Below are 12978 nucleotides of genomic sequence, written 5' to 3'. Positions count from 1 at the left end.
GCAGTATAAATCGTGATCGATCTCAATACTATTGCCTTTTTCCTCTACAACTATAGCTGCCAGCAGAGCAAATGATTTGAACCGGGTGTGACTCCCATCAGTGATCTGAATGGTATAGAATAGCCAGCCTTGTCCATCTTCAGGTGCTCCACTTCGGATCACCAGCGCAATGAGAACGTTATGCCAGCAAGCCAGCCGAGCCAGACCGAGAGCCCAATGACCTGTCAGCAGGTCCTGCAGGAGGTATTCGGCTATCAGGAATTCCGCGAAGGCCAGCAGTCTGTTATCGAGGCGGTGGTCTCTGGCCAGGATTGCCTAGTGATCATGCCGACCGGTGGCGGTAAGTCGCTGTGCTATCAAATTCCGGCCTTGCTGCGCGATGGACTGACCTTGGTGGTTTCCCCGTTGATTTCCCTAATGAAAGATCAGGTCGACCAACTCAAGGCTAACGGGGTGGCCGCTGCCTGTATTAACTCCACCATGTCGTGGGAAGCCATGCAGGATACCTTTCAGGCGATGGCCCAGGATCAGTTGAAACTGGTCTATGTTTCTCCCGAGCGCTTGCTAAGCCGAGATTTTTCCGAACGTCTTGCCAGTTTGCCCCTCAGTATGATTGCGGTCGATGAAGCGCACTGTATTTCACAGTGGGGCCATGACTTCCGTCCAGAATACGCGGCGATTGGTAGTTTGCGACAGGCTTTCCCTAAGGTGCCGGTGATTGCCCTGACAGCCACGGCGGATGAGACTACCCGTCAGGACATCGTGGCCCGGCTTGCACTTCAGGAACAACATACCTATCTCGGTAGTTTTGACCGGCCAAATATCCGCTATACCCTGCAGGAAAAATACAAGCCAATGGCCCAGTTGACCCGCTACCTATCCGGCATGCGTGGCCAGTGTGGCATTGTCTACTGCAACAGCCGCAAGCGAGTCGAGCAAATCAGCGAGAAGCTCAACGAGAGTGGAGTCCGAGCAGCTGCCTATCATGCCGGGATGGAGCACGATGAGCGAGCTTGGGTCCAAGAAGCGTTCCAGCGTGATGATATCCAGATCGTGGTTGCGACCGTGGCTTTCGGCATGGGGATCAACAAGTCCAACGTGCGCTTTGTGGTTCATTATGATATTCCGCGCAATATCGAATCCTACTATCAGGAAACCGGGCGAGCGGGGCGTGATGGCCTGCCGGCAGAAGCTATCCTGTTCTACGACCCATCGGATCTTGCTTGGCTGCGCCGCTGTTTGGATGAAAAAGAAGAAGGCCCGCAGAAATTGGTGGAGAGCCATAAGCTCAATGCCATGGGGGCGTTTGCCGAGGCGCAGACTTGCCGCCGCCAGGTGCTGCTCAATTATTTTGGTGAGGCGCGGGAAGAACCCTGTGGCAACTGCGATGTCTGCCTTGACCCGCCCAAGCACTTTGATGCTCTTGAGGTATCGCAGAAGGCCTTGTCTTGTGTATACCGGGTGAACCAGAGCTTCGGTATTACCCACGTAGTGGAAGTACTACGCGGTATGCAGAACCAGCGGATCCGCGAGCATGGCCACGACAAGCTCAGCACCTATGGTATCGGCCGTGAGCACAGCCATGAGTTTTGGGTCAGTATTCTGCGCCAGCTTATCCACCGTGGCTTCCTGACCCAGAATATTGTCCGTAGTTCGATCTTGCAGCTGACGGCTAAGGCCCGTGAAGTCCTGCGGGGCGAAGTGCCGCTCGATCTAGCCGTGCCGAGGTTGGATATTGCGGCCCGCAGTGCCAAGAGTGATAAAATGGCTAACCGCCAATACGACAAGAAGTTGTTTGCCAAGCTACGCAAACTGCGCAAAGCGATTGCCGATGAGGAAGATTTGCCACCGTATGTGGTATTCAATGATGCCAGCCTGATGGAGATGGCAGAGCGTCTGCCGACTTCGGCGGGAGAGTTGTTGGCGGTCAACGGGGTCGGGCACCGTAAGCTGGAAAAATACGGTAATGCCTTCATGGGGCTTATCGAAGATCATCTCACCGCAGGTGAAGAAGTCGGTTTCGGGATCGGCTAGAGAGAAAGGCCAGGTAAAAAAATACCGGACAATCCGCGTCCGGTATAAAATGCGTTTTAGATACAAACTGGGGCTTGGCCCCGGCATGCTCTGTTCGCTACAAAACAGCTTGCGTATTTGGTGAGAATGTTAAATTCACCGATTGCTAACCGGGTTTCCCCGATTGGCAACAACTTCATAAAACCATGAACCTCGCCCCTTGGCTAGAGGCTGGTTATTGCTTGATACGCAAGGAAACAATTGGTTACAGGAAACCTTCTGCGACCTCCCATTGTTAAAAGGAATATAGCGCCATGACTGGAAGCTCACCTTACTGGTGCCGCCATGTTGACAGTGCCGCAAGGCTGCTTGAGATCGGTAGCCCTGATTTCGACTATGATAATTTTGCCGAGGTTGCTGAGGCTTTGTTGCAACACCTCGGCATGACAGTGTTAGAGCAAGAGGCCAATGCTGACTTGCATGTGTGGCTGGTGGATTTTGAAGGTTGCCAGTTACTGCTCAAAGGGGAGCACTACAGCAGCCAGATGTGGCTGGAAGGGCTCGGCAGTGATGCTGGGGAAACACTGTTATTCCTTGCTGGGTTGCTCGGCAAGCGGTGAAACACTGGGCAAAGCGGTGGTTTGCTGTATAATCCCCGCCTTCGGTTGCTACTGGCAGTGTGAGAGCTGGCAGTGGTGTTTTGGGTTCCCTCTCCCCCAATGACAAAAAGGTCTGACAATGACGACTTCTCAATTTTCGCCCGCGCAGCAGCGCAAGGCGCTTTCTTTCCTGGTGGTTTTCCACCTGCTTATTATCGCATCGAGCAATTACCTGGTGCAGCTCCCTTTTACCGTGATGGGATTCCATACTACCTGGGGTGCTTTTACCTTTCCGTTTATCTTTCTGGCAACAGACTTGACGGTCCGTATTTTCGGGGCGGGTATGGCAAGGAAAATTATCCTGCGGGTGATGATGCCGGCCCTATTGATTTCCTATGTCCTGTCTGTCCTGTTCTATCAGGGAGAGTATCAGGGGCTTGGTCATCTTGGGGAATTTAACCTGTTCGTTGCCCGGATAGCGATTGCCAGCTTCATGGCTTACCTGCTAGGCCAGATCATGGATGTGTCGGTATTCAACCGCCTTCGCCAGACCAAGCAATGGTGGGTTGCGCCGAGCTGCTCGACACTATTTGGTAATGCGCTTGATACCTTGGCCTTCTTCTCGATTGCGTTCTATAACAGCCCAGATGCGTTCATGGCTGAGAACTGGGTGGAGATAGCCCTGGTAGATTATGGCTTTAAGTTGCTTATCAGCCTTGGCTTGTTTGTGCCGATGTACGGTGTACTGCTTAATTACCTGATTGGTAAGTTAACCACTTTATCGCCGGCCAAGCCGGAAGGGGACAGCCAGCAGCATAATACCCAGGGTGTGTAGCTTTCCCTTATTTGGGTTTCACACCATAATAAGCACAGTTTAAGGCCAGCATTGCTGGCCTTATTATTTTCAAACGGATTAATCGCTCTGAAGGTTAATCCGTTTGGTATACAGGAGGAAGTATGCATATCCGAGAGGCCAGTATTGAAGAAGCGGTAACTGTGTTGGCCGCCATTAGTGAATTTGCCCGTCCTGCTACCGAGGATGAAATCAAACAACGGCTTCGTGGCCACCGGGCACTGATTTTGGTGGCCGAGCAAGACGGTGAATTGGTCGGGGTAAAGATTGGCTATCAATTATCGGAAGAGTGTTTTTACAGTTGGTTGGGTGGTGTGGCGCCGGCTGGCCGACGGGGTGGGGTGGCCCAGGCTCTGTTAGAGGCACAGGAAGAATGGGTGGTGGCGCAAGGCTATCAGGAGCTGAGGGTGAAATCTCGCAACCGTTTCCCTGCGATGCTGCGTCTATTGCTAAGGAATGGTTACCAAATCGAGCACTTGGAGAAGAAAGACGGGATTGAAGATTACCGCCTGCATTTCATCAAACAACTAAATGACAACAATTCTCAATAAAACACTTGCATCTTAAATGAGAATGGTTATTATTAACTTGCACTCAGCGAGAACAGTAACAAAGGGTTCTCGTTTGAAGGCACGACATTGCTCACATTGCTTCCAGTGTACTTTAGCTAGGGTGGGTTTTTAGTGTAGGGCTGAAAATACAATCCCTTCTGCTGAGCGGCAACTACTTCCAGGTCTTGATAATGGAAAGTAGTGCCGCTTTTTCTTTATCTGCAATTAGCACTAAAAGTGCTAGGCAATCTTCACCAATTCCTTGACCAATTTATTGATCCCCTCTGCCGCCTCGGAAATGCTGCCGGCTAGCATATAGGCAGGCGTCGTCAGTAGACGGCGTTTTTGATCCAACACGTAATCACTGACCGGGCACTTGATATGCTCGCCCCCCATTAGGGTGAACGCCTTGGCCGTATCTGGATCATTGCCAATAGTACCTTTGGCTCCCGGGCCATAGATCAGCGGGATCATAGCAGGGGCAATACACAAATAACCGGCGGGTTTTTCTTCCTCAGCAAACTTCTGGCACACCCGCTTAACCTCTGGGTGGATAGTGCATTCGCTGCCCTTGAAAGCGAAATCGGAGAGGTTCTTGGCTGCACCGAAGCCGCCGGGTAGCAGCAGGGCGTCATACTGGCTGGGATCCAAACTCGCCAAATCATCGATTTGACCGCGGGCGATCCGAGCCGCCTCAATCAATACATTCCTTGTTTCTGCCATTTCTTCACCGGTCAGGTGGTTGATCACATGGTGCTGATCCATATTCGGGGCAAAGCAGTGCCAACTGGCACCTTCTTGCTCGATGGCAAGCAGTGCAAGGACGGATTCATGGATTTCGGCACCGTCAAACACGCCTGAACCGCTCAAAATAACTGCGATTTTCTTCATAATGGCTCCCTTTATCGTCAGATTTGTCTATTTTTACTCTCAGTTCATCTTATTTCAGTATGTGCTGTTAACTTTTTCCACAATTAATGATCATTTCAGGATCGTGGATCTATTGAGCGATATTGATATAAGTTGCTGTATTTTATTGTTTTTATGTCTGTGTTTTTTGTGGTGTTAAAATTTGATCAACGCTTTAAAATGAACTACCAACAAACTTATCCACAGATGTGCCCCCCAAACTGGAAAACAGCAGTTAACAGTTGGGGGTAGTCATGGCATCCTAGTGCCCTAACTCTTTCATCCCCCGGATATAAGAATATCTTTATGGCAACTATCCCAGAAAATCCACTTATTCTGATTGATGGATCATCTTATCTTTATCGTGCCTACCACGCTGCGCCTAACTTCACTAATTCAGACGGTGAACCAACCGGAGCGGTGTATGGTGTTGTGAACATGCTGCGCAGTATGTTGCGCCAGTTTTCCACCGAGCACATTGCCGTCATCTTTGATGCGAAAGGCAAAACATTCCGCGACGAGATGTACCCGGAATACAAGGCCAACCGTCCGCCAATGCCGGATGATCTCCGCTCTCAGATCGAGCCGCTCCATGCCGTGATCAAGGCCATGGGCCTGCCGCTGATTTCGATTTCCGGGGTAGAAGCCGATGATGTGATCGGTACCTTGGCCAGCCAGGCATCTAAAGCGGGTATGCCGGTATTGATCAGTACCGGTGATAAAGATATGGCTCAACTGGTTGATCAGAATATTACCCTGATCAACACCATGACCGATGTGGTAATGGATCCAGCTGGGGTTGTTGATAAGTTTGGTATCGGCCCAGAGCTGATCATCGACTACCTTGCCCTGATGGGCGACAAGGTCGATAACATCCCGGGTGTGCCGGGCGTTGGCGAAAAGACGGCCAAGGCCCTGCTGACCGGTATCGGTGGTTTGGATGCGTTGTACGCCAACCTCGATGATATTGCCCCGCTGGGTTTCCGTGGCTCGAAAACCATGTCGAAAAAGCTGCTTGATAACAAGGAAGCGGCATACTTGTCCTATGAGCTGGCGACAATCAAACTGGATGTCGAGCTGGATGTCACGCCGGATCAGTTGGTGAAAACCACCCCGGACACCGATGAACTGACTAAGCTGTTTGGCCAGTTGCAGTTCCGTCGCTGGCTTTCTGAAATGCTTGATGGCAGTGATGGCCGTATTGTAGCCGATGAAAAATCGGCGGCGCCCGCTGCTGAAGCTAAACCGGTTGCCCCTGTGATTGACCGCAGTGGCTATGAAACCGTGCTGGATGAAGCGGCATTCAACCAGTGGCTGGAAAAACTCAATACCGCAGAAGTGGTGGCGTTCGATACCGAGACTGATGGCTTGGATTATATGACAGCTAACCTGGTTGGTGTGTCATTTGCCGTGGAAGAAGGCAAAGCAGCCTACGTGCCGGTTGCCCATGATTATCTCGATGCCCCGGCCCAACTTGACCGCGATTGGGTACTGGCCCAACTCAAGCCGCTGCTGGAAGACCCGAGCAAGGACAAGGTAGGCCAGAACCTTAAGTTCGATGCCAGTATTCTTGCCCGCTATGGTATCGAGATGCAGGGGATCCGCTTTGACACCATGCTAGAGTCTTACGTGTTCAATAGCGTGGTCGGTCGCCATGATATGGATAGCCTGTCGCTGCGCTACCTCGAGCACAAGACCATCAGCTTTGAAGATATTGCCGGCAAGGGCAAAAAGCAGCTGACCTTCAACCAGATCGATCTGGAGCAGGCCGGCCCTTATGCCGCCGAAGATGCGGACATTACCCTGCGCTTGCATAATGTGTTGCTTGAGAAAGTAAATGCCGATGACAAGCTCAAATCAGTATTTGACGATATCGAGATGCCATTGGTACCGGTCTTGTCACGCATGGAGCGTACCGGGGTATTGATTGACAGCATGCTGCTTGGCGCGCAGTCAACCGAGATTGCTGCCCGCCTTGATGAGCTGGAAAAGCAAGCTTTCGAGATTGCGGGTGATGAATTCAACCTGAGCTCGCCAAAACAGCTCCAGGCTATTTTGTTTGAGAAAATGGGCCTGCCGGTTCTGAAGAAAACCCCATCAGGTACCCCTTCGACCAATGAAGAGGTACTGCAGGAGCTGGCATTGGATTACCCGCTGCCGAAGTTGATCCTGGAATACCGAAGCTTGGCGAAACTGAAATCAACCTATACCGACAAGCTGCCGAAGATGGTGAACCCGGCAACAGGCCGTGTCCATACCTCATACCACCAGGCCGTGACTGCGACGGGGCGTTTGTCGTCAAGTGATCCTAACCTGCAGAACATCCCGGTTCGTAATGATGAAGGACGTCGTATTCGCCAAGCTTTCATTGCACCGACGGGTTATAAGGTATTGGCGGTCGACTATTCACAGATTGAGCTGCGTATTATGGCGCACCTATCCGGTGATCAGGCCCTGCTAGATGCCTTCAACCACGGTAAAGATATTCACGCCGCAACCGCAGCTGAAATCTTGGGGATCCCGCTTGAGTCGGTGACCAGCGAGCAGCGTCGCCGTGCCAAGGCAATCAACTTCGGCCTGATCTACGGCATGAGTGCATTTGGCTTGGCCAAGCAGTTGGATATGGGCCGTAACGAAGCGCAGGATTACATGAATGTGTACTTCGAACGCTACCCAGGCGTACTGGAATACATGGAAAGCACCCGCAACCAGGCCAGCGAGCAAGGGTATGTAGAAACACTGTTTGGCCGTCGTTTGCACCTGCCTGATATCAAGTCACGTAATGGCATGCGCCGCAAGGCAGCTGAGCGTGCGGCGATCAATGCCCCGATGCAGGGTACCGCTGCCGATATTATTAAACGTGCTATGGTGTTGGTGGATGAATGGGTCGGTCAGCAACCTGAAGGTCGAGTTCGCCTTCTAATGCAAGTTCATGACGAACTTGTATTTGAGGTACAGGAGTCGGAGGTCGACAACGTTTCTGCCGAGGTTCGCCGTTTGATGGAATCTGCGGCTGAACTGGCTGTTCCGCTCATTGCCGATGCCGGTACCGGTGATAATTGGGATCAGGCGCACTAATTTAGCTCGAATGTTCTAAAACGTAAGAAATTAGCCAGCCTTGCTGGCTATTTTTTTGCTGAAATTATTCGCTCAGCGACTTACGAAGTTTAGAAACTACTTACGAGATCTTGAAAAAAAATTACAAAAAGTCTTTTCAAGACTGAGCAATTGATATACAGTTAGAGGCGTAGGGTACAGAGGTAAGATGTTCTATCTTTCAGACCTTTTGTTTCACGTTATTGGATTTGGCTGATTCAGCCGCCCTGGTCATTTGACCAGGGCGTTTTTTATTGCGCCAAAGAAAAATTCATCCCCCCAAACTTCCCGTTTATATTTTGATCATATTGGCGCTGATTGGTTGCCAACTCATCTATTTAGTTACCGAATACTTGTACTGGAAGCTTTTGTTGCCAGGGTTTACTCTATTTGCTGGTTTTTTCCTCATTAATTTTTAGAGTAATTACTTTAATTTTGTTGGGCAGGTAGCTATAATCTTGTTTGCTTCTTGTTCATATTTGTTTTCGGTAGTGGGTTTCAAACCGGCTAGCCAACAAATACATGAAATCGCCATCCTGAATTTGGGGTGGCTTTTTTTTATCCAGCCTGTCATCAAACTGTAATTTTATTCCACTTTGGGATGTCTTCATCGGGTTGCTGTCATCTTTATTTTCAATAAAAAACAACTTTCCCTAGTAAAGTGCACCAACCGCCTAAAACTGGATATTTACCGCTGGAAACCAAGGCAGGATCTGAGTCCGGATGTTGCCCAAAACACACTTATGGGATAAAAAACTTGCGTTGGTGGGGGAAATCACTGATGCTTTCGAAACAAATATAAAAACCTCCTATTTCTCTCCCATTGCCCCGCCTTGCTGGTGGGGTATTTTTATTGTGGTGCATAGCTCAGGCTGCTGCTTGATATTGCCAAGTGCAAAAAAAGCCCCCGGATGGGAGCTTTGATGTTCGTCTTGCTTTCGGTGTGTATTTGGCGAAAGCTTATTCTTCGTCTTGAATATCGTCTTCTTCAAGCATCGCCAACTGGCGCTCAAGCTCAGGGGCAAACCATTCGTCCAGCTTGCGGCGGACTTGGTCAACACCGATCCCTTTGAGGGATGAGAAGGCTTCTACCTGCACATCGCCACCGAAGGTCTTGACGCTGTCGCGTACTTTCATCAGTTGCTGCTTGCGGGCACCGCTCTTGAGTTTGTCGGCCTTGGTCAGTAGAACCAGTACTGGCAGGCGGCTTTCGATCGCCCACATGATCATCTGCTGATCCAGATCTTTAAGTGGGTGGCGGATATCCATCAATACCACCAGGCCCTGCAGGCATTCACGCTTTTGCAGGTATTCACCCAGCGATTCCTGCCATTTCAGTTTCATTTCCAGTGGAACCTGGGCGTAGCCATAGCCAGGCAGGTCAATCAGGTTACAACCTGGTACCACTTCGAACATGTTGATCAATTGGGTACGGCCAGGCGTTTTAGAAGTACGGGCTAGGCTTTTTTGGTCGGTGATGCGGTTTAGGGCACTCGACTTACCTGCATTGGAGCGGCCAGCAAATGCGATCTCAACGCCTGTGTCGTTTGGCAAGTGTCGGATTGTCGGTGCACTTGTGATAAATCCTGTGTTTCTATAGTTGAGAGGTTGATTCACTGTTAACTCCGTCAAGTCTTGATGTAGTCGACTGATTACTTTTATGTGAAATTGTGTAAAATATACGAAAACCGAGCTCGGTTAGTGGTCGCATTGTATACCATGTTACTGAGCATTACTTGTGGTACTGGAAGCTCTATAATTATAAACGGAATGTCATGAAGAAATTAGCACTGATATTGACTCTGCTGGCCAGTTGCTCAGCCTGGGCCCAGGGAGATGCAGAAGCCGGAAAGGCGAAAGCCGCAACATGTGCCGCCTGCCATGGTGCAGATGGTAATGGGATTATGGCGCAATACCCTAAGATCGCCGGCCAGCATGCAGGTTACCTCGAAAAACAGCTCAAAGATTTCAAACTTGCGATGAGCTCTGGTGGTGCGCAAGGCCGTAATGATCCTGTCATGGGTGGCATGGCCATGCCGCTGACCGAGCAGGATATGGCCGATTTGGCGGCCTACTATGCCTCACTGCCTATCTCTGATAACACCACACCTGAATCGTCGATTGAAATCGGCCAGACCCTATACCGTTTCGGTGATGCCGAGCGTGGTGTGACTGCCTGTACCGCTTGCCACGGTCCACGCGGTAATGGCACCAGCCTGTCAGGTTTCCCTAAAATCTCTGGCCAGAATGCCGAATACGTCAAGCTACAACTGGAGAAATTCCGCGACGGCCAACGTGTTAATGACATGAATGCCATGATGCGTGCGGTGGCAGCCAAGCTTACCGATGACGAAATTACCGCCCTGTCACAGTATGTGGGCGGCTTGCACTAAATTTTACTTCAGCCTGGCTTCCAGTCGGTGGTGAGAAAAAGGCAGCTTCGGCTGCCTTTTTTATTGGTTTGTTATCCGCAGAACTGCAAGAAAATGACAGCGTTTGCAGCCGAAAACGCAAATAACTGCGTGGTGTGTGAGAGATCGGCCATTCGTATCGGTTAATGTTGATGAAGTTGTTAATAGTGATCAACTAAAAACTCCAATAAAACATGGTGTTGTGAGTATTGAAATAAAGTTACAGTTAAGAGTTCTGTGGCGGGGACATTGTTTCATTCGGGTATCGGCGTAAAGTATGCATTGTCAACAGGGAGTTGGCACAGGAAGGAAAGCGCCATTGAAGGCATGGGCAGGTGGCCCGAAGGATCGCAGGATGTCTGGCAAGGAGCCGGGTAGACCGCAAGAAGTGGTAAGGATTGTCAGGAAAGACCCTTACGGAAAAGAAAACACAACATAGGAAGCAGCATTCTAGGGACGGGGTGCACACACGGATGGTGAACTGGTTGCTTGATGGCAACACGCTAATGGAAAAGCCGGTTAAGGATAACCGTATAGGTAAGGAAAGCCGTTCAAGGACGGAAAAAATTCATCAGGACGATGAAGAACAACAAGTTGGCATGGAAGCAACAATAACAATGGATATTGTCAGACCGGGATGTTTCTAACTGGTTAAGGACAGACTAGACAGGATATAGCCAGCAATGGCGACCCCACAGAGCGACAGGTTTTCTAACCTGTCGCTTTTTTCTTTTATACATCTTGCCCTGCTAACCTTTGTAGTGCACATTTCTCAATCAAATCTGCTATTATACCCGGCTTCATTTTGGCGCCGTGGCATTGTCCTGTGCGTTAGACTTAACAGGAGAGCGAAGATGGCCCCTTGTCCGCTGTGCCATTGCCACAGCACCGCGCTGTTTTTTGAAGACCGGCGCCGACAGTATTTCCGTTGCGGTGAATGTGCCCTGATTTTCGCTGATCCTGCGTCGAGGTTGTCGCCACAGGAAGAGAAAGCGCATTATGATTTGCATGAGAATAACCCGGAAGATATGGGTTACCGGCGCTTTCTTGCCCGGCTAGCGGATCCGCTCCTTGAGCGAGTCGGCCGTGAACCGCTCGATGGCTTGGATTTTGGTTGTGGCCCCGGCCCGACCTTGTCGCTGATGTTGGCTGAAGCCGGCCATAATATGGCGGTCTATGATCCCTATTTTGCCGACAAGCCGGCGGTGCTGGATACGCAATATGATTTTGTGACCTGCACAGAAGCGATAGAACATTTTTATACGCCTGCGAAGGAGTGGGGGCAGCTGGTTGGTATGGTAAAACCCGGTGGTTGGCTGGGCTTGATGACCAAACTGGCACGAGATGCAGATGCCTTTGCGCAATGGCATTACAAGAACGACCCGACCCACGTGAGCTTTTTTAGCCGTGAAACCTTCCATTATCTGGCCCAACGAGACGGTCTGGATGTGGAGTTTGTCGGGAATGATGTAATTTTGCTGAGGAAAACCCAGTAATGACCCGTAAGAAAAGAAGCCGTACTACCGGAATGTCCGATCAGGTAGTCACTGTAAAGACCCGCACCCAGCACGACCTTGATGGTCTGCAGCGTAAGAAAGATCGTAAGCGCAAAGGCCTGAAGTCTGGTAGCCGCCATTCAATGGTATCGCCGGAAGATGCCCGCAAGGCTGCACAGCGTAAAGATCCGCGCCACGGCAGCAAAAAAGCGATCCCGTTGATTGTTGAGCCGCAGAAGCCGGTAACTAAACAACAGCGCCGCATGAGTGCCGAGCAAGAGCTACAGATGCTGGAAAATGATGCACAGCTAATGGTATTGCTTGACCGTATTGAAGCGGGCGAGAAACTGGGTGCTGGCCTGCAGAAGCAAGTTGACCAGAAACTGGATCGTATCGAGCAATTGATGAACCAACTTGGCCTGCTTGAAGAAGACGAGCCTGAAATGGATGAGGTAGCGGTTAGCGGCCCTCGTTCCGATGACGACTTGCTCGATCAGTTCGAAAACATGGAATTTGACGGTTTAGACAAGGAGTAAGCCTTGCAGGATATGACATTGTGGCTAGGACTGGCCGGGCTGATTGTGGCAGTACTGGCAAGCTATGCCGGCTATTTGCTGTTTAAGCTATATAAGCAGACTCAACGCCATAAGGCTTTTCTTGCCAGGGCCCAGCGCCAACAGGAAGAAGGGATCAAGCAGCGCAATGCCAATATCATGGAGAGCGTGCTGATCATCGCCGAAGCCGGCAAGCAGGACGAGTGCGATATGTCTGAGATCGCCATTCGCTTGTACAAGCTGATGGAAGTTCTACAGGGTGATCACCGGGTGGACTTTGCCAGCCAATATCCGGCTATGCATGAGCTCTACCAAGTGGTGAAAGATATGCCACGTGGTGATCAGCGTAAGACCCTGGCTAAGAAAGAGCGCATGCAGCTGGATCTGATCCGGATGAAAGCTGAAGCCCGCCTGCAAGATACCATCAAGTCAGAGCTGGATCTGATCTTGGCCGCCAAGCCAACAGCCTAATACCGAGCACTGTCTTCCCCTGTCT

Annotated in this window: 13 protein-coding genes; 11 read left to right on the top strand and 2 right to left on the bottom strand. The window is 50.6% G+C overall.

The genetic code is table 11. The annotated features are described in order from the left end of the window. Positions 1-180: 180 nt before the first annotated feature. From recQ to C9J01_RS22000, 4 genes are all read left to right on the top strand, one after another. Positions 181-2034: an ATP-dependent DNA helicase RecQ gene (recQ, locus tag C9J01_RS22015; RefSeq protein ID WP_107300297.1), complete on the top strand. Its 1854-nt coding sequence runs from the start codon at positions 181-183 to the stop codon at positions 2032-2034. 293 nt (positions 2035-2327) lie between these two features. Further along, a complete protein-coding gene (locus C9J01_RS22010) occupies positions 2328-2633 on the top strand; it encodes a DUF3630 family protein (protein ID WP_107300296.1) in 306 nt (101 codons plus the stop codon). A 118-nt stretch (positions 2634-2751) separates the two neighbouring features. Continuing rightward, positions 2752-3447 carry a 7-cyano-7-deazaguanine/7-aminomethyl-7-deazaguanine transporter gene (locus tag C9J01_RS22005; protein WP_107300295.1) on the top strand — a complete coding sequence of 232 codons (696 nt, stop codon included), beginning with the start codon at positions 2752-2754 and terminating at the stop codon, positions 3445-3447. 122 nt (positions 3448-3569) lie between these two features. Beyond that, entirely contained in the window at positions 3570-4016 is a 447-nt protein-coding gene (locus C9J01_RS22000; protein ID WP_107300294.1) for a GNAT family N-acetyltransferase, read from the top strand. A 240-nt stretch (positions 4017-4256) separates the two neighbouring features. Here the strand turns inward: C9J01_RS22000 and elbB are convergent, their stop codons facing one another. Continuing rightward, a complete protein-coding gene (elbB, locus tag C9J01_RS21995; protein WP_107300293.1) occupies positions 4257-4907 on the bottom strand; it encodes an isoprenoid biosynthesis glyoxalase ElbB in 651 nt (216 codons plus the stop codon). A 324-nt stretch (positions 4908-5231) separates the two neighbouring features. Between elbB and polA the strand changes: the two genes are divergently transcribed. Further along, the gene (gene polA, locus C9J01_RS21990; RefSeq protein WP_107300292.1) at positions 5232-8003 is read left to right on the top strand and encodes a DNA polymerase I; all 2772 of its coding nucleotides are present in this window, start codon (positions 5232-5234) and stop codon (positions 8001-8003) included. Positions 8004-8190: 187 nt separating this feature from the next. After that, a complete protein-coding gene (spfP, locus tag C9J01_RS30200; protein ID WP_438616993.1) occupies positions 8191-8238 on the top strand; it encodes a small protein SpfP in 48 nt (15 codons plus the stop codon). Between the two features lie 743 nt (positions 8239-8981). On the opposite strand, the gene yihA is transcribed toward spfP, so the two are convergent. Continuing rightward, the gene (yihA, locus tag C9J01_RS21985) at positions 8982-9638 is read right to left on the bottom strand and encodes a ribosome biogenesis GTP-binding protein YihA/YsxC (RefSeq protein WP_107300291.1); all 657 of its coding nucleotides are present in this window, start codon (positions 9636-9638) and stop codon (positions 8982-8984) included. 158 nt (positions 9639-9796) lie between these two features. On the opposite strand from yihA, the gene C9J01_RS21980 reads away from it, so the two are divergent. The 5 genes from C9J01_RS21980 (at position 9797) to C9J01_RS21965 (ending at position 12953) form a co-directional block, all read left to right on the top strand. Next, the gene (locus C9J01_RS21980; protein WP_107300290.1) at positions 9797-10414 is read left to right on the top strand and encodes a c-type cytochrome; all 618 of its coding nucleotides are present in this window, start codon (positions 9797-9799) and stop codon (positions 10412-10414) included. Between the two features lie 491 nt (positions 10415-10905). Next, positions 10906-11079, top strand: a complete 174-nt coding sequence (locus C9J01_RS29685) for a hypothetical protein (RefSeq protein ID WP_158264588.1) — start codon at positions 10906-10908, stop codon at positions 11077-11079. A gap of 207 nt (positions 11080-11286) precedes the next feature. After that, positions 11287-11928: a class I SAM-dependent methyltransferase gene (locus tag C9J01_RS21975; RefSeq protein WP_107300289.1), complete on the top strand. Its 642-nt coding sequence runs from the start codon at positions 11287-11289 to the stop codon at positions 11926-11928. Next, positions 11928-12464: a Der GTPase-activating protein YihI gene (gene yihI, locus C9J01_RS21970; RefSeq protein ID WP_107300288.1), complete on the top strand. Its 537-nt coding sequence runs from the start codon at positions 11928-11930 to the stop codon at positions 12462-12464. The genes C9J01_RS21975 and yihI overlap by 1 nt, the downstream gene beginning before the upstream one ends. A gap of 3 nt (positions 12465-12467) precedes the next feature. Next, entirely contained in the window at positions 12468-12953 is a 486-nt protein-coding gene (locus C9J01_RS21965) for a DUF2489 domain-containing protein (RefSeq protein ID WP_107300287.1), read from the top strand. Positions 12954-12978 lie beyond the last annotated feature (25 nt).

Origin of the sequence: Photobacterium rosenbergii (assembly GCF_003026455.1) — a bacterium.
In the GTDB taxonomy this organism is placed as follows: domain Bacteria; phylum Pseudomonadota; class Gammaproteobacteria; order Enterobacterales; family Vibrionaceae; genus Photobacterium; species Photobacterium rosenbergii.
Note: the sequence above shows the minus strand (reverse complement) of the source record. Positions and strands in the feature narration are given on the sequence as shown.